This is a genomic window from Streptomyces sp. NPDC020875 (genome assembly GCF_040641415.1).
Taxonomy (GTDB): Bacteria; Actinomycetota; Actinomycetes; order Streptomycetales; family Streptomycetaceae; genus Streptomyces.
In genome coordinates this window covers 1-17,573 of sequence record NZ_JBFADP010000097.1, presented here as the reverse complement: position 1 = coordinate 17,573, position 17,573 = coordinate 1, and the positions used below count along the sequence as shown (strand labels likewise).

The 17,573-nt window shown below is 73.7% G+C and carries 11 protein-coding genes; 1 reads left to right on the top strand and 10 read right to left on the bottom strand.

From position 1 onward, the window contains the following. Window positions 1–401 precede the first annotated feature (401 nt). The 8 genes from AB0G74_RS33115 to AB0G74_RS33080 form a co-directional block, all read right to left on the bottom strand. Window positions 402–1,016, bottom strand: coding sequence for a hypothetical protein (locus AB0G74_RS33115; RefSeq protein ID WP_361154075.1), 615 nt, complete (start codon window positions 1,014–1,016; stop codon window positions 402–404). A 219-nt stretch (window positions 1,017–1,235) separates the two neighbouring features. Continuing rightward, complete coding sequence (gene ahcY, locus AB0G74_RS33110) at window positions 1,236–2,690, bottom strand: adenosylhomocysteinase (RefSeq protein WP_361154072.1); 1,455 nt, start codon at window positions 2,688–2,690, stop codon at window positions 1,236–1,238. Window positions 2,691–3,034: 344 nt separating this feature from the next. Beyond that, the gene (locus tag AB0G74_RS33105) at window positions 3,035–3,994 is read right to left on the bottom strand and encodes a cation diffusion facilitator family transporter (RefSeq protein WP_361154070.1); all 960 of its coding nucleotides are present in this window, start codon (window positions 3,992–3,994) and stop codon (window positions 3,035–3,037) included. 184 nt (window positions 3,995–4,178) lie between these two features. Continuing rightward, window positions 4,179–5,342 carry a mannose-6-phosphate isomerase, class I gene (gene manA / locus AB0G74_RS33100; protein ID WP_361154067.1) on the bottom strand — a complete coding sequence of 388 codons (1,164 nt, stop codon included), beginning with the start codon at window positions 5,340–5,342 and terminating at the stop codon, window positions 4,179–4,181. A gap of 252 nt (window positions 5,343–5,594) precedes the next feature. Further along, window positions 5,595–6,734 (bottom strand): SIS domain-containing protein, encoded by a 1,140-nt coding sequence (locus AB0G74_RS33095; RefSeq protein ID WP_361154065.1) that lies wholly within the window; start codon window positions 6,732–6,734, stop codon window positions 5,595–5,597. 136 nt (window positions 6,735–6,870) lie between these two features. Further along, window positions 6,871–7,053, bottom strand: a complete 183-nt coding sequence (locus tag AB0G74_RS33090; RefSeq protein ID WP_358829058.1) for a Trm112 family protein — start codon at window positions 7,051–7,053, stop codon at window positions 6,871–6,873. Window positions 7,054–7,962: 909 nt separating this feature from the next. Beyond that, complete coding sequence (locus tag AB0G74_RS33085; RefSeq protein ID WP_361154062.1) at window positions 7,963–9,330, bottom strand: phosphomannomutase/phosphoglucomutase; 1,368 nt, start codon at window positions 9,328–9,330, stop codon at window positions 7,963–7,965. Window positions 9,331–9,385: 55 nt separating this feature from the next. Beyond that, a complete protein-coding gene (locus AB0G74_RS33080; protein WP_361154059.1) occupies window positions 9,386–9,973 on the bottom strand; it encodes a metallopeptidase family protein in 588 nt (195 codons plus the stop codon). A 491-nt stretch (window positions 9,974–10,464) separates the two neighbouring features. Between AB0G74_RS33080 and AB0G74_RS33075 the strand changes: the two genes are divergently transcribed. After that, window positions 10,465–10,890, top strand: coding sequence for a DUF3499 domain-containing protein (locus tag AB0G74_RS33075; RefSeq protein ID WP_361154056.1), 426 nt, complete (start codon window positions 10,465–10,467; stop codon window positions 10,888–10,890). Window positions 10,891–11,121: 231 nt separating this feature from the next. Here the strand turns inward: AB0G74_RS33075 and AB0G74_RS33070 are convergent, their stop codons facing one another. Both AB0G74_RS33070 and AB0G74_RS33065 read right to left on the bottom strand, forming a co-directional pair. Continuing rightward, window positions 11,122–12,726 carry a DUF5719 family protein gene (locus AB0G74_RS33070; protein ID WP_361154053.1) on the bottom strand — a complete coding sequence of 535 codons (1,605 nt, stop codon included), beginning with the start codon at window positions 12,724–12,726 and terminating at the stop codon, window positions 11,122–11,124. After that, window positions 12,723–16,316, bottom strand: coding sequence for a glycosyltransferase (locus AB0G74_RS33065; protein ID WP_361154050.1), 3,594 nt, complete (start codon window positions 16,314–16,316; stop codon window positions 12,723–12,725). Before AB0G74_RS33065 ends, AB0G74_RS33070 begins: the two co-directional genes overlap by 4 nt. Between the last annotated feature and the right edge of the window lie 1,257 nt (window positions 16,317–17,573).

Here is a 17,573-nt window from a genome sequence, read left to right as displayed (position 1 = left end):
CTTTTCACCAGGCCCTCCGGGCTTTCCCTTCGGTCTTGCGTTTCCAACCTTACCAGACCGTTTTCCCATTCCGTTTCCGGACTTGGATTCCGATCAGGTGACTGACTGGAGAAGCCTTTTTGCCTTTCGGCGATTTCGACTTTATCAGAAGCATTTCGACCGAGCTAATCGGTCTCCGTGATCCGGATAAGGAAGTCGAAGTGGCTCCCGCGGGAACATCGTCCCGTCGAGGAGCGAGTCAGACTCTAACGTTTGCACTCGATCTTGTCTAGTCCGAGGCAACCGTTCAAATCTACCTCCCCACGCCGACCAAGTCAATGGTTTTTGTGGGCAGGCCCCGACACTAGCAGGTCAGGGCGGCTCGACGCACATCAGGCGGCGATGTGGGGAGGGGGTTGGTGTCAGGGGAAGACGGAGGGTGGGGTCTCCAGCTCCTCCAGCTCGATGCCGGGAGCGGAGAGGACCACGTCCCCGGCGATGTGCACGGTGTGCTGTTCGCCGGTGTCCACCGCGTTGACCTGGTACGCGTCCACGATCAGGGGGCCGTTGTCAGTGGTGTGCGCTTCTCTGTCCAGTAGAGCCCACGACTGATCGACGGTGAGGGGGGCGAGTACGGGATCCGTGAGGGCGACGAGCCGGACGCGGGTCGCCGGGGAGCCGGGGGTGAGCCGGAGGAGGCGCGCGGTGGCGACGAGGAAGGCAGGGGAGGTGCCGGTGAAGGCATGGGCGGGGGCGGAGCCTTCGGTGGCGTGGTTGCCCGTGGGATCGGTACGTACCCAGGTGACGCCGTCGATGGCGGCGCCTCGGACGCGCCAGCTCGCGGCGTGGAGTTCCAGCCGGATGGGGCGGCCGAGATCGTCGACGGCGAGATCGACGGAGCCCGAGTGGTCGCCGGAGGGTCCGGTGGTCTGGGCGACGTAGCGCCAGCCGGAGGGTCCGGTGGCGCAGTGGAAGTGTTCCTCGCCGAGGGGGGTGTGGTCGTGCGGATCGTGGAGCGAATAGCGGCCGCGGGGCATGGGGGCTTCGGGATCCTTGTGCGGTGAGACGCGGTGGAGTCGTCACCCACCGGGGGCGTGAGGTGGTGGGTGCCGGCGGCCGGGTCCCGGCGGGGTCCCGGGGCCGTTCAGGGGGAGGGTACGGGCAGGCCCCCGGCACCGGGGGTGCGGGGGCCTGTCGTGTGCTGACCGTGCCGGTCGGGATGCCCCGGCCTCTTCGGTGCGGCCGGGGCGGGACCGTCAGTAGCGGTAGTGGTCGGGCTTGAAGGGGCCGTCGACCTCGACGCCGATGTACGCGGCCTGCTCCGGGCGGAGGGTCGTCAGCTTGACGCCGAGCGAGTCGAGGTGGAGCCGGGCGACCTTCTCGTCGAGGTGCTTGGGCAGGACGTAGACGTCGGTCGGGTACTCGGACGGCTTGGTGAAGAGCTCGATCTGCGCCAGCGTCTGGTCCGCGAAGCTGTTGGACATCACGAAGGAGGGGTGACCGGTGGCGTTGCCCAGGTTGAGGAGGCGGCCCTCGGACAGCACGATGATCTTCTTGCCGTCGGGGAAGGTCCAGGTGTGGACCTGGGGCTTGACCTCGTCCTTGACGATGCCGGGGATCCGGGCGAGCCCGGCCATGTCGATCTCGTTGTCGAAGTGGCCGATGTTCCCGACGATGGCCTGGTGCTTCATCTTGGCCATGTCGGTGGCCATGATGATGTCCTTGTTGCCGGTGGTGGTGATGAAGATATCGGCGATTCCGACGACGTCGTCGAGGGTCGTGACCTGGTAGCCGTCCATCGCCGCCTGGAGGGCGCAGATGGGGTCGATCTCGGTGATGATCACCCGGGCGCCCTGGCCGCGCAGGGACTCGGCGCAGCCCTTGCCGACGTCGCCGTAGCCGCAGACCACGGCGACCTTGCCGCCGATCAGGACGTCGGTGGCGCGGTTGATGCCGTCGACGAGGGAGTGGCGGCAGCCGTACTTGTTGTCGAACTTGGACTTGGTGACGGCGTCGTTGACGTTGATCGCCGGGAAGAGGAGGGTGCCGTCGCGGTGCATCTCGTACAGCCGGTGGACGCCGGTCGTGGTCTCCTCGGTGACACCGCGGATCTCGGACGCCAGCTGGGTCCACTTCTGCGGGCTCTCGCCGAGGGTGCGGTTGAGCAGCGTGAGGATGTGGCCGTACTCCTCGCTGTCCGCCGTCGACGGGTCCGGGGCCTCTCCGACCTTCTCGAACTCGACGCCCTTGTGGACAAGGAGGGTGGCGTCGCCACCGTCGTCGAGGATCATGTTCGGGCCGCCGGAGGCGGTGTCGGGCCAGGTCAGGGCCTGCTCCGTGCACCACCAGTACTCTTCCAGGGTCTCGCCCTTCCAGGCGAAGACGGGGATGCCCCGGGGGTTGTCGGGGGTGCCGTCGGGGCCGACGGCGATGGCCGCGGCGGCGTGGTCCTGGGTGGAGAAGATGTTGCAGGAGGCCCAGCGGACCCGGGCGCCGAGGGCGACGAGGGTCTCGATGAGGACGGCGGTCTGCACCGTCATATGGAGGGATCCGGTGATCCGGGCTCCCGCCAGCGGCTGCTGGGCCGCGTACTCCGCGCGGATCGCCATCAGGCCGGGCATCTCGTGCTCGGCGAGGGTGATCTCCTTGCGGCCGAATTCGGCGAGGGAGAGATCGGCGACCTTGAAGTCCTGGCTGGTGTCGGTCGTCATGACGGAACTGCTCCTCAAGGGTGGTCGAGGTTGGGCACGGCTGACTCCGCGGCGGTGGACACAAAAATGCCCGGCCGCGCGCGGTTCAGTCGTCGGAGGCCCTCTCTCCCTCGGTCGGTCCGCTGGGACCGCCCGACCGCCATCAGCAGCGACGTCTGACTCTGGTGACGAATCTACACCGATCCCCTTCGGCGGCCCCAGCCCGCGCGGGGCTTCGAATGGGACACATCCCTGGTGGGAGAGGGGAGGAATGGCCGGATATCGGGGTTGTCGGCCCGGGTGGACACCGAGCGGGGCCGGGGCGGCGCGGCGGGGGAAGGGGGGTGCCGGAGTCGGCGGGGGTGTCAGAGCGCGGCCGGAGGGCGGGTCCGATCGGTGCCGGTGGCGGCGGCCGAGGCGCTGTACACATCGGGCTCCAGATAGATCACCCGGGCGATGGGGCAGGCGGCCCGGATGCGTTCCTCGGCCGCGTTGATGGCCGCGGCGACCTCGTCGGCGGTGTTGTCGTGGCGTACCGCGATCTTGGCGGCGACGAGGAGTTCCTCGGGGCCGAGGTGGAGGGTGCGCATATGGATCAGCCGGGTGACGCTGTCGCCGTCGACGACGGCCGCCTCGATCTTCCGTACGTCGTCGGCTCCGGCGGATTCGCCGAGCAGGAGGGACTTGGTCTCGGCGGCGAGGACGAGGGCGATGAGGATGAGGAGGGCGCCGATGCAGAGGGTGCCGATGCCGTCCCAGACGCCGTCGCCGGTGGCGAGGGCGAGGCCGACCCCGGCGAGGGCGAGGAACAGGCCGATCAGGGCGCCGAGGTCTTCGAGCAGGACGACGGGGAGTTCGGGGGCCTTGGCGCGGCGGACGAACTCCCGCCAGGAGTGGTCGCCGCGGACGGCGTCGGACTCCTTGATGGCGGTCCGGAAGGAGATGGTCTCGGCGATGATCGCGAAGACCAGGACGCCGACCGGCCAGTACCAGGCTTCGACGGGGTGCGGGTGCTTGATCTTCTCGTAGCCCTCGTAGAGGGCGAACATCCCGCCGACGGAGAAGAGGACGATGGAGACGAGGAAGGCGTAGATATAGCGTTCCCGGCCGTAGCCGAAGGGGTGTTCGGGGGTGGCCTCGCGGCGGGCGCGTTTGCCGCCGAGGAGGAGGAGTCCCTGATTGCCGGAGTCGGCGAGGGAGTGGACGCTCTCGGCGAGCATGGACGAGGAGCCGCTGAAGACGTAGGCGACGAATTTGGCCACGGCGATGGCGAGGTTGGCGGCGAGGGCCGCCACGATCGCCTTGGTCCCGCCTGACGCGCTCATCTCCGGGTGTCCCTTCGGTCCCTGGCCGGGGACCCGGGGCGGGGCCGCCGTGCCGCTGCCGGGGCGGGTTCCGGGCCGGGCCCCGGAGCCGGGCGCGGGGCCGGGGTCCGGGCGCCGGTTCCGTACGGTGACCGCCCGTTCACTGAGGGGCGCCATTGTTGCAGCAGCGGGCGGGGAAATCGGGTCAGGCGGGCACTATGGCCCGGAAGAGTGTCCCGGCGCCGTCGCCCGCGCCCGAGATCTCCGCCTTGTCCCCGGCGGGTACGAACACGGAGTCGCCGGGGCCGAGTGTCAGTTCGCCCGCGGTGACCCGGCCCGCGGTGCAGAGCAGGATCTGCGGTCCGGCGGAGGTGAGGTCGCGGGGGGCGCCGTCGGGTGCCAGGACCAGCCGGGAGAGCCGGAACTCGGCGGCGGGGGTGTCGTAGACCTCCTCGCCGTCGGGGTCGGCCTCGGGGCGGAGGACGGCGGCGTCGGTGGCGTTGAAACGGACGACGCGCAGCAGCTCGGGGACGTCGACGTGTTTGGGGGTGAGCCCGCAGCGCAGGACGTTGTCGGAGTTGGCCATGATCTCGACGCCGAGGCCGTTGAGATAGGCGTGCGGTACGCCGGCGCCGAGGTAGAGGGCCTCGCCGGGCTGGAGCCGGACGTGGTTGAGGAGGAGGGCGGCGAGGACGCCGGGGTCGCCGGGGTAGTGGTGGGCGATATCGGCGTAGGGCGCGTAGGGGCCGCCGAGCCGGTCGGCCGCCTCGGTCGTCTCGGCGACGGTCTCGGCGACGGCGGCGGGGTCGGCGGTCAGTACGGCGGTGAGGACCTCGCGCAGGGCGGCGTCCTCGGGCTGGGCGTGCAGCAGGTCCGCGTACGGCTTGAGGGAGTCGACGCCCAGGCCCGCGACGAGGTCGGCGGTCTCGGCGGGCGGGCGGAAGCCGCACAGCCCGTCGAAGGGGGTGAGGGCGCAGATCAGTTCCGGCTTGTGGTTGCGGTCGCGGTAGTTCCGGTTCGGGGCGTCGGCGGGGATCCCTGCGGCTTCCTCGGCGGCGTGGCCCGCCCGTGCCTGGTCGAGGTCGGGGTGGACCTGGAGGGAGAGGGGGGCGCCCGCGGCCAGGAGTTTGAGGAGGAAGGGCAGCTGGGGGCCGTGCCGGCCGACGACTGCGGGGCCGAGTTCCCGTACGGGGTCGGCGGCGACGACCGCGTCCAGGGGGCCCCGGGCGAGGTGCGAGGGCGCGCCGGGGTGGGCGCCCAGCCACATCTCGGCCTGGGGTTCGCCGGTGGGGGCGATACCGAGGAGCGCGGGGATGGCGGTGGTGGAGCCCCAGGCGTACGGGCGGATGGTGTTGGTGAGGCGTTCCATCGGCGGAAGTTCTTTCGGCTGGGGTGGTGCGGTGAGGGTGCTGGCCGGTCCGACGAACGGTCGCACGTCGCACGGTCGTACGAAACCGGTGTCGGGATGGGCATCGTACGGTCCGGCGCGGCGGCGCGCGTCCGGAGCGGCGCACTCCGGGGGTGCCGATGGGAATTCGGGCGCGTTCCCGGCGGGGGTCGCGGGGCGGGGCGGGTGGGCGCGGGCCGCCGGGCGGGGTTCGCCGGTGATCGCCGAGGGGTGTCAGGAAGGGGTCGCGGGGGTGGCGAGCGCCAGGTAGACGGCGGCGAATTCGGTGATCGCGAGGAGTTCGGCGAGGGATTCCAGTTCGGTGCCCTCCTCGGGTTCCAGCTCGCTGATCGGGGTGTCGTGGCCGAGGGCGAGTTCCCGGGCGGCGGGGGCGGCGGTGAGGCCGCCGGCGGGCCGGTCGCGGAGCAGGACGACCCGGGCGCGGAGCGCCTGCGGTTCCTCGACGCGGTCGCGGAAGAAGTCGTCGGGGTCGGCGCCCGCGGCGAAGTCCCCGGCGAGCAGGACGCCGTGGGCGGGCAGGGCCTCGGGCAGTTCGGCGGCGAGGGCGGGGCGGCCCGCGAGTTCGGCGAGTACGGCCGCGAAGCGGCGGCCCGCCGGGGCGGCTCCGGTGCCTTCGGTCCAGATCAGGGGCAGGCTGTCGGTGAGTTCGGCGGCGAGGGTCTTGGCCGGGTTGCTGTAGGTGGCGATCGCCGGACCGCAGCGTTCCGCCGTCCGGTCCAGCCGGTCGGCGACGAGTTCCAGGGCCTCCGGGGGCGCTTCGAGGAGTCCGACGCGGTCGAGGAGCGCGAGGAGGGGCGTGAAGAGGGCCCATAGTGCGCCGGGGCCCGCCCCCACGGTCTCTTCCTCGTACGCCTCGTGCGGCGGGGTGGCCATGGGGACGACGAGGCCGTGGCGCCCGCCGACGCCCTCGGCGAGCGGGGAGCTGCGGGGCGCGACGGCGACGACGGTGCAGCCGCGGCGGTACGCCTGCTCGGCGAGGAGGTCGAGGCCCGGTTCGCCGCCGTCGATGGTGATGACGAGCAGCAGGTCGAGGGAGCCCGCCCAGCCGGGGAGCGCCCAGCGGAGGGCGCCCGCCGCGGGGGCGACGCCGGTGGGGTGAAGGCGTGCGACGGGGGCGCCCGCTCCCGCGAGTGCGCTGATGAGGTCGGTGACACCGTTGGCCGCGGTGCCCGCTCCGGCGACGAGGACGGCGCGCGGGCGGCCGTCGGGCCTCAGCTCGGCGATTCCGGCCTCGGCCGCGTGCCGGGCGGCGGTGCGGACGCGCGCACCCGCTTCGGCGGCGCCCCGCAACAGTCCCCTGCGGTCGGCGCGGGCAAGGGCTTCCGGGTCGTCGAGGAGTGTCTCGTCGAGCATGGGAGGGGGCCTCCGATCGCCGTTGCGGGTGGGGCCGTCGCGGTCGAGGCCCTGGTCGGGATGGGTCGCGGGCGCGATTCCCGGGGTCACCGGGGCGGCGCCGGAATCCCCCGGCGCGGCTCCGGCTCATCGGCGGTCAGCCGGGGCGGCGGGCCTCGTCGACGAGGAGTACGGGGATCTCGTCACGGACGGGGTACGCCAGGCCGCAGGTGTCTCCGGTGCAGATCAGCTCGGGGGTGTCGGCCGTGGACCGGTCCTCCAGCGGGCTGTGACAGGCCGGGCAGGCGAGGATGTCGAGGAGTCCGGCTTCGAGCGGCATGAGGGGGATCCCTTCGGGTTCTGCGGGCGCTGGCGGCGGCCCTGTCGGCGCCGACAGGGCCGCGGCGCCTGGTCCGGTCACGGGTCACGGGCGCCGACGGGGCTTTCGTACGAGGGCTTCCGCGCGGGTGCTCGTACGGGGTGTCGGCGGTCGTGACGGCGGGCCGTCCGGGGAACGCGGTGGTCGGGTGATCGGGCCACGTCAGCGTACCGCCGGGGGGAGGGCGACGGCGCGTTCTGGGGGGGGTGGGCCGTCGGCCGGGGCCGGTGGTGGGATGTCCGGCCGCACCCGTCGGCCTGCTCTTCCCGGCGGGGCGAGGGCCGCGGCCGGCCGTTCGCCCGGTTCCGCCGCCGGGCCCTCCGCGTCCTCGGCGTCCTCCGTCTTCGGCGATTCGGCGATTCGGTCATGGGGCCCGGGGCGCGAGGTCCTGTCCGGCGCCGGGCTTCTTCGTGTCTGGTGCCCGGTGGCCGTTTGACGCCCGTTGTCGGCGCGGCCCGGGGAACCGCCGTCCGCCGCCTGACGACCCCGTGCGCGCGGTCCGTCGCCCTGCGTCCCGGCATGGCCCACAGAGGCTCGGAAGGCTGGGAGGTCGTGTCCGCGAAGAGCGCCGTCCGCCTTCGGGGTGGAGCCCGCGGTGTCCGGTGCGCGCCGTTCGACGGCGGAGGGTGATCCGGCACGGCCGGGGACGGAGTGCTCGTACCAGGTGTGCTCGGGGGGCCCGGCCGCTCAGGAAGCAGCCCCGGGGGATCCGCGCGCGACGGCCCGGGCGGTCCCGGCGCGGCTCTGCCTCGTGAAGGAGGCGCGGCGGGCGGGGTGAACCGGAGTTCCCGGTTCGGGAGAGGTGTACTCGATCAGGCTAAAGACCCCGGCGGCAGGAGGCCGCCGGGGTCGGGAGGGGTATCAAACGAGTCAGGGGCGGCGGATCAGCGCGAGGACCTCGTCGCGGATCTTCGCGAGGGTGGCGGCGTCCCTGGCCTCGACATTGAGGCGCAGCAGGGGTTCGGTGTTGGAGGGGCGGAGGTTGAACCACCAGTCGGAGGTGGTGACCGTCAGCCCGTCGAGGGTGTCGACGGTGGCGTCGGGTACGGAGGCGAAGGCGGAGCGGACCGCTTCGGTCGCCGCCGCCTGGTCCTCGACGGTGGAGTTGATCTCCCCGGAGCCGGTGTAGCGGTCGTACTGGGCGACCAGCTCGGACAGCGGTTCGGGCTGGGAACCGAGGGCGGCCAGGACGTGGAGCGCCGCGAGCATGCCGGTGTCGGCGTTCCAGAAGTCGCGGAAGTAGTAGTGCGCCGAGTGCTCGCCGCCGAAGACGGCGCCGGTCCGGGCCATCTCCTGCTTGATGAAGGAGTGCCCGACCCGGGTACGGACGGGGACGCCGCCGTGCTCGCGGACGACCTCGGGAACCGACCAGGAGGTGATCAGATTGTGGATGACCGTGCCACCGGGGTGCTTCGCCAGCTCCCGGGCGGCGACCAGTGCCGTGATGGCCGAGGGCGAGACGCCCTCGCCGCGCTCGTCGACGACGAAGCAGCGGTCGGCGTCGCCGTCGAAGGCGAGTCCGAGATCGGCGGACTCGGCCCTGACCCGCTCCTGGAGATCGACGATGTTCGCCGGGTCCAGCGGGTTGGCCTCGTGGTTGGGGAAAGTGCCGTCCAGCTCGAAGTACATCGGCACCAGGGTGACGGGCAGGGACGAGAAGACCGTGGGGACGGTGTGCCCGCCCATGCCGTTGCCCGCGTCCACGACGACCTTCAGCGGACGCATCGCGGAGAGGTCGACGAGGGAGAGCAGATGGGCCGCGTACTCCTCCAGCGTGTCCCGCTCGGTGATCTCGCCGGTGGTCGCCGCGGGCTCGGGCGCGCCGTGGTCGCTCCACCGCTCCACCAGGGCGCGGATATCGGCCAGTCCGGTGTCCTGGCCGACCGGGGCGGCGCCCGCGCGGCACATCTTGATCCCGTTGTACTGGGCCGGGTTGTGGGACGCGGTGAACATCGCGCCGGGGAGGCCGAGATGACCGGAGGCGAAGTAGAGCTGGTCGGTGGAGCAGAGTCCGATCAGGGTGACATCGGCGCCGCGCGCCGCCGCGCCCCGGGCGAAAGCGCCCGAGAGGCCGGGCGACGAGGGCCGCATGTCGTGTCCGACGACGATCGCGTCGGCCGACGTGACCTGGACGAACGCGGCGCCGAACAGTTCGGCGAGCGCCTCGTCCCACTGGTCGGGCACTACGCCGCGGACGTCGTACGCCTTGACGATCCGGGACAGATCAGCAGCAGCCACGGGGCCAGCCTTCCCTCGGGTCCGTGTGGTGGTCGGACCAAATTATCCGGGTACGTCAGTCCTGGCCGTACCTCGGGTCCACCGACTCGGGAGCCAGCCCGAGAAGTTCCGCCACTTGCTCGACGACGACCTCGTGCACCAGGAGGGCGCGCTCTTCGCGGTTCTTGGTCCGGATCTCCACGGGGCGGCGGTAGATCACCACCCGCGCGGGCCTGCCCTTCGTCGCGGAGACGGTGCCGCCGAGCGGTACTCCGGGGGTCAGTTCGTCGGCGGCTCCCGGGGCGGGGACCTCCAGCACCACGAAGTCGACATCGGCCAATTGCGGCAGCCGTCGTTCCAGCCGCTCGACGGAGTCGCGCACCAGATCGCGGAACGAGTCGGCCCGGCTGACGGAGAGGGGGACCTGGGGCGGGGCGATCGGGCCGCGCATTCCCCGGCCGTGGCGGTCGCGGTGCCGGGGTCCGGGGCCGTTCGCGGGGCCGGAGCCGGGCTCGCGGCGGCCGGGGCCCGATCCGGCGGCCGCTCCGGGGGAACCGGGGCCGGGGGCGCCCGAGCCCGGAGCGGTCTCGGCGGCCCGGCCGGACGTGGGCCCGTCGGCCGGTCCGGAGGTCGGGCCCTGGTCCTGTCGCGCGGGTGTCCCCACCGGGCGGGACTCCCCCGAGCTCGGTGGTACGGAACTGTCCATCACTTACGCAGGGTAGCTCTCCCGGCGCCCCGGCAGCGGCAGGGCCGGGCGCGGAGAGGCCGCGGGCGCCGGTCCCCGGCGGTGGACGGGGATGTCTCCACGTCATGAGGGTGATGACCGGGGCGGGAGGGGGCGGCGGGAAGTCGTGAAGGGGGAGGTGTCATCGGGCCGGGACGGGGAAAGGACGGAGGACGGCAGCTGTGCAGATGGAGCAGCCGAAAGGGACGAGTGCCGGTGTGTCGGGTATTGACCGTTACGGCGGCGCTTGATGTCGATCGTGTGGCGATCGGCGATCGTCCGGCCCTGCGTGAATGACCTGATTTACGTCACGTCATGACCGGTTCACCAATGGTGACCCCTCTGCCGTGCGGCGCTTCGCCGCAGGTCAGAATAGGTGTCCCGGGGCCTCCCGAAACCCGGTTCGCATCACGACACGGTGGAGTGACCTGGTGGAGAGTCGTCGCAGCCCGTTCAAGAGTGCGGTACCGTCCAACCTCGTGAGCCCTGTACGTCGATGTTCGCGCACCGCGTGCGGTCGCCCTGCCGTCGCGACGCTGACGTACGTCTATGCCGATTCGACTGCGGTCCTCGGTCCGCTCGCCACATACGCCGAACCCCACTGCTACGACCTCTGTGCCGAGCACAGCGAGCGGCTGACCGCGCCCCGCGGCTGGGAAGTCGTCCGTCTCACCGACGGTTCGGCACCGGCGAGGCCGAGCGGTGACGATCTGGAGGCGCTCGCCAACGCCGTGCGTGAGGCGGCGCGTCCGCAGGGTCGCGCGGCGGCCGAGGGCCAGGGGCGGCGTACCGCGGACCCGATGGAGGTGGCCCGCCGGGGTCATCTGCGGGTCCTGCGCTCCCCCGACTCCCAGTAGTCCGCGCGGCTGTACGGCGGTCCGCCCGGCTTCCCCTTTTCGTTCCGGCCCGCTTCTCCTTTTGTTCCGCCCGCGCACCGTCGCTCCGGCCGCGAGGCGTCGCGCCGTCCTTTCGTAACTCCCCGCCGTGCGGGGCGTGGCACGGTTCCGGCTCCCTTACGCGCCCCGGCCCGGTGCCGGTCGGTCCGCCGGGTCCCGTGGCCGTTCGATCGTTCGCGGGTGCGCCGGGTGTCAGTCGTCGAGGACGGTGAGATCGCGTGCGGCGGCCGGGACCGAGACCGTGCCCCGGTCGCCGGGGAGCGTCTGAACGGTGAACATGGCTACGCCGCCCCGGGGCAGGGCCAGGGTGCGGGCGGCGTGGACGGGCCCGCCGCCCGGGAGGGTGCGGACCGTGAGGGCGTACGAACCCTTCAGTCCGGCCGGTACGGGTGGGGTGACGGCCGTGGTGGTGCCCGCCGCGATCCGGTATTCCCGGACGGCCGGTGTGCCGCCTTTGGTGCCGGTCGACACGGTCACCCTGACCCGGGCGGCGCGGTCGGGCGCGGTGAGGGAGAGGGTGGTGCCCGTGGCCCGGTTGTCGACGGCGCTCGCGCGTTCCCCGACGGGGCCGGTGGCCGGGATCTGGGCGGTCTCGCGATTTCTTCCGGTGCCCCGGACGATCCGCAGGGCGGCCACGACGGGGGTGGCGCGGTCCGGCCTGGCGGGGCGCAGGACGAGGGAGCCCGGCTCGCCGCGGGTGAGGTCGCCCAGTTCCACGACGGTCGTCGTCCCGGCCTCGACCCGGACGGTCTCCCGGCCGACGAGGCCGAACGTGCCGCCGGGGACGGCGAGTCCGGCGCGGAGTTCGGCGTCGGAGTCGCCGGGGGCGAAGAGTGTGAGGCGTACGGAGGTGGCGTCGGCGGGGATGCCGGGGAGGACGACGGTCGGCGAGGGGGCGGCGGACGCGGCGAGCCAGTCGGCGCCGACACCGTCCTCGGCGGTCCGGACGACGGCGCCGACCCGGCCCGAGCGGGTCGTCACCCGGACTGTGGCGTCCGGGAGTTCCTCGGTGGTCAGGGCCGACAACAGAAGGGGGATTCCGGCGCCCGGGGGAACCGGGACGCCGTTGGGGAGGTCGACGCGGATCCGGCCGTCCCGGCCGTGGATCTCGACATCGGCGACGGCGGGGGAGTCGTCGGGGTTGATCAGATGGAGATAGTCCGGGCGGTTCTTCGCCGTTGAGGCGCCCGGGAACCAGAAGTCGGTACCGGGCGCGGTACAGACGGCGCCGAGGAGGCCGCGGCCCGTCCCGGTGGGGACGAGGGTCGTCTGCTGGGTGGTCCAGCCGGGCGCGAGGGCGGCGGTGGCGGTACCGACGAGGGCGGGCGCGTCGCCGCCGGTCGTGGCGCGGGCGGAGACGGGGGTGCCGGGGGTGTCGAGCGTGAGAACGGGTGCGGCGGGCGGCGGGCCGCCGTCGGTACGGGTTCCGTCGGGGACGGGGCCGCCGCCCGTACGGTCCTCCTCGCCGCCGCCTCGTTTCCGGTTGCCCTCGGGGGCCGGGAGCGGGCCGTCGGCCGGGCGGAGTCCGGCGGTACCGGTCCGTCCTGCGGGTGGGTCCCCGGCGGTGCCGTCGGCCTGTTCCCGGGCGGCCGGGGTGAAGGACGTATAGGTCGTTCCGGCGCCTTCCGACGGCCCCACCGAGGGGCAGAGCAGGCTGGACCGCTCGACCGGGAGCCGGGTGGGGGCCCGGGTCCCGGCGCCGTCGGTCCGGTCGTCCGGCGCGGTCAGGGCCGCGATCCCGGTGATCGCCGCGAGGGCGGTCACGGCGGCGAGGACGGAGAGGGGCGCGCGGTTCACTCGGACTCGCCTCGGGTCGCGTTGTCGTGGTGCCGGGGGCGCCGGAGGGCTTCGGCTTCCCCGGGCCGCCGTACGGGAGCGCCGGGCGGCGGGGAGCCGTTCAGGCCCCGGGCGTCTGCCTGTTCGGGGAGACCGCCGGGGCCGGGGACGGTCCCCGGGTGGAGGGGCCCGGTATCGGCGCGGATGGCCCCGGGCTTCGACGCGGGGACCGGGGGCCCGGCCTGGGCCGGGAGGGCGAACGCGGTCGCTATCGCGGGGATGTCGCCGTACGGGGGTGCGGCGCCCGGTGACGTAGCGCCGAAGCCGGAGACGCCGGACCGGCCGGGGGCCGGGGAAGCGCCCGGGGCCGTAGGGCCGGACCCGGGAGACGGAAGTACGGCCGCGGCTTCCGGGAGGTCGTCGTCGACATGGCGGCGGCGGCCGGGCAGGGCGAGCACGATCAGGACGAGGAGCAGGGCCGGACGGGTCCGCTGCCATGCGGTGTGGAGGGCGCTCTCCTCGTACGACACCTTCAACAAGCCGCCCTCGGCCGGGAGTTCGAAGCCCTGGGCCCAGCCGTCGACGGTCCGCTTCGGCAGTTGACGGCCGTTCAGGACGGCCCGCCAGCCGTCGTCGGCGCGGTCGGCGAGCCGTAGCACCCGGCCGTCGGCGCCCGCCGGGACCTGGGCTCGGGCCTCCACCGGACCGGCCGCGACGGGCAGCGGATCGGCCGCGCCGTCGATGACGGTGATCCGGGCGACCTGGCGGTCGACTTCCCAGAGGGTGCTGCCTTCGATCCGGCTGAGCCGGGTCAGTCCGGGGCTGGTGTCGAGGACGCGGGCGATGGATTCGGGTGCCCGGTCGCGTACGAGGACGTATCGGACGGCGTAGCCGCCGAGTTCGGCGGTGTGGTCGGCGCCGGTGCCCGCGACGAGCCGGGACACGAGCCGGTCGAGCCGGGGGTCGCCGCCGTCGGCCCGGGTGAGTTCGGCGTCGCCGAGCCGGGCTCCGGAGCCCCGGACCAGGGCGTACGGAATCTCTCCCGGGGACGTACCGCCGCCGATGACGAGGGCGCGCGGCTGGTCGCGGTTGGTGCTCTGCTCGGCGACGTAGGCCGGGACCTGGACGGGGTCGCGCCGCTCCAGCGGGCCGTCGGCACCGTCCGCGAGCCAGCCGACCGCGAGCCGGACGGGGGCGAGGGCGGCGACGGCGGCCACGAGTACGGCGACGGGCTGACGCCAGCCGAAGTCGCGGGCGGAGACCCGGGTACGGCCGAGTTCGGCGGCGAGACAGGCGGCGGCGATCAGCCCGGCGCCCTGGACGAGGGTCGCGGGTCCGGCCCCGTAGGAGCCGTTGACGAGGGCGGCGGTGAGGAAACCGGTGAGGGCGACCGTCCAGGCGGTACGGACCGCGAACCGGCGGTCCGCGCGGAGCAGGGCGGCGAGGGCGGCCACGACGAGCCCCAGCAGCACGACGGTGCCTTCGGCCCCGGGGCCGCCGGGCCCCAGGGTCAGCAGTCCGAACGCGGTCGCCCCGCCGGTCGCCCCGGTGTCGAGCCCGGCTTCGCGGAGGACGGCGGACGGCTCCTGCAACAGCGTCAGCGACCAGGGCGCGAGCAGAACGACCGGGGTGACCAGGGCCGCCGCGCAGCGGACGGCGGCAGCGGGGCCCGCACCGGAAGCGGCGGTGACGGCGACGGCGGCGATCCCGAGGACCGCGGCGAGCGGCCAGACGACGGGCGTGAACGCGGTCGCGGCGGTGAGCAGCAGGGCGTACGTCCAGACCGCGCGCCAACTCGCCGGAGCCGGGCGGCCCGTGGCCGACCCGTCCCGGCGGGCCAGGCCGTGGGCGGCGACGGCCGCGCGGGCGAGCGGCGGCAGCAGGATCGCCAGTACGGCGGTGCCCAGCCGGCCGGCGGCGATCGCCCCGGTGGCGGCGGGCAGCAGGGCGTACGTGACACTCGCCCAGGCCCGCAGCGGGCGGGAGGCGACGAGGGCGCCGGAGGCGAGATACGCGGTCAGCCCGGCCAGCGGCACGGAACCGGTCAGCAGGACGGTCACCGCCGCCTCGGGCGACCCGAACAGCACGGTCGCCAGGGCCGCGACCAGGCCGAGGTACGGCGGGGCGGCGGGAGTGCCGCCGGTGCCGACGGCGTGCCACTGGTCGGCGTAGCGGCTCCACAGCCCGGCCGGATCATCCGGCGCGGGCAGCAGCGCGCCACCCGCGAGGGCGCCGGAACCGAACAGGTCACGGCAGGCGACGAGGGTGACCAGGAGCAGCACGCCGAGCAGGGCGGGGCCCGGCCTGCGGGCGGTCCTCCGCAGCCGGGGGAAACGGTCGGCGACGGGCGGGGGGCCCGGATTCTGTGGGCCCGCTGGGTGGGGCTCCGCGTCGGAGTCCTGATCGGCGTCGGCGGCGGACTTGGGCGGCGGTACGGGCGCGGGCGCCGGGGCCGTCTCCGTCCGCCGGGCCGACGGGAGACGGCCCAGCAGCCGGTCCGCGGTGACCCGTACGGTCGCCCCCGGCGGCGGGAACAACGGCCGCAGCGCGCCCTTGTCGGCGGCCCGGACCGCCGTCCCCCGGCGCTCCCGGCGGGCCTTGAGGACCCGGACCGGACGAAGCATCACGGCCAGCAGGCCCGCCAGCTCGTCCACGGCGTGCCGGGGGGCCTTGCCGACGAGATTGGCGAGCGTCCGGAGCAGGGTGCCCAGGGTGATCCGCAGCAGGGTGTACGGCAGAGCGCCGCCACGGGTGTTGACCAGGAGCGTGTACACGGCGCCCGCCTTCGCCACCCGGTACGGGCGGGCGGCCGTACGGCCCGCGCAGTCGACCGTACGACGCTCCCGGCTGGCCGCCTCCGCGTGCCGCAGCACCGCGTCCGGGGCGATCAGCACCCGGTGCCCGGCGGCATGCGCGCGCCAGCACAGATCGAGATCGTCCCGCATCAACGGCAACCGGCGGTCGAACCCGCCGAGCGCGTCGAAGACATCACGGCGGATCAGCATGCCCGCAGTCGAAACCGACAGCACCGCCCGCACCTGGTCGTGCTGCCCCTGATCGGGCTCGCGGCGGTCGAGACCGGTCCAGCGGCGACCACTCGGGGCGATCGAGACACCCACTTCCAGGAGCTGCCCCCGGTCGTACCATCCGCGGAGCTTCGGCCCCGCGATCACCGCCTGATCGTCGGCGTCCACGACCCGCAGCAGCTCACCGAGAGCGGCGGGCTCGGGGGCACTGTCGTCATGGAGCAGCCAGAGCCACTGAACGGGCTCGCCGTACGGCAACTCCGGCATGTCGTACGCCGCGTCGGACCAGGTCCTGGTCGCCGGGTCCCAGCCGCTCGGCCGCCGCAGATACGGCAGCTCCTCGGGGGTCGGCACCCCCGCCGAACGGGCCGCCTCGTCCACGGCCGCGCCGAACCCCGTACGGCGCGCCAGATGAAGCACGCGATCGGCGCCGAGCGCGTCCGCGAGCAGCCGGGCCGACTCGTCGGCGCTGCCCGTGTCCGCGGCCACCACGTTCTGCGCCGGGCGCTCCTGCGCCAGAAACCCGGCCAGCGTCTCCGGGAGCCACGCCGAACCGTCGTGCGCGACGAGGACCGCCGTCACCACATGCCGCGGAAACGCACGAGGGTGATCGGCCCTGAACGGGGCGGGCCGTGACGACGCGACAGGTGGTGGAACAGGCGACGGGGCTGGCGACGGGGCGGACATGGGGTGGGGCCCTCCGGCCGGGACGGACGCGCGCCGAGGGGACGCGTCGGCGTCTGAGACGTGCGCCACGATATCGCCTCCCGCTGGGGGGTGGGGGTGCGCCGAGGCGCGCTTCCCCTGGCGGGGCGCCGCCGCGTCGGGGGGCCGCGGTTTGTTGGCCCTCCTGGTGGGCCCGCCTGTGGCTGTTCGCTCAGTTCCGCCGCCTGTGCCTTCGGCAGTGGGGGGGACCCCCAGCGCCACCTGGTTGCTTTCCCGACCGTCCTCGGGAGGGGAGCGCCCTCCGGGCGAGTTAGGTAGTGCTGCCTCCGGAGATATTTCGACCGCGCGCCGTCGGGGGCTGGTCGCGCAGTTCCCCGCGCCCCTGGTTGCCCTCCCCATCGCCCTTCGGAAGGGGGGGCGCCCTCCGGGCGGGATGGGTAGTGCTTCTTCCGGAGGTGTTTCGACTGCGGGCCGTCGGGGGCTGGTCGCGCAGTTCCGCCCCCTATGCCTTCGGCAATGGGGGGCCCCAGCGCCTTGGCCCTCCGGCTGAGGCCCACAACCCCGGGCCGCGCCCGGCGCCCTGATGTTGTTCGCGGTCTGCGGACCGTGGGTGGCTGGTCGCGCAGTTCCCCGCGCCCCTGGTTGCCCTCCTCATCGCCCTTGGGAAGGGGGCGCCCTCCGGGCGGGATGGGTAGTGCTTCCTCCGGAGGTGTTTCACCTGCGGCCCGGCTGTGGCTGGTCGCGCAGTTCCCCGCGCCCCTAAATACTCTCCCCCGCACCGGACCTGAAATGCGTCCCGGCCCTGGGAGAAAGGGCTGGGTACTTCCCAATGGGTCCCGGCCCCGGGATGAGGGGCGGGGACCTTTCCGAGGGCGGCAACGGGGGGCGACCAGGGGCGCGGGGAACTGCGCGAGCAACCCGCCACCGGGGCGCGGGTGGACCACCAGCACCAGGTGGCACCCATCCCTCCCCCGGGACGGGCTCCGGCCCCAGGGGACAAGTCCGGTCGGCGTGGTCGGGGGGTGCAGGGTCGCCCCCGCAACGGACGGCGGAAAAGACCGGGTCTCCCACAGAAGGCCCCCACTTCCGCCGTCCGTGAGGAGGTGAGCCCGGAGGCCACCGACCCTCCCGACGCTGCACAAGTGCGCCCGCATACCGCTGGAGCAACGGTCACAT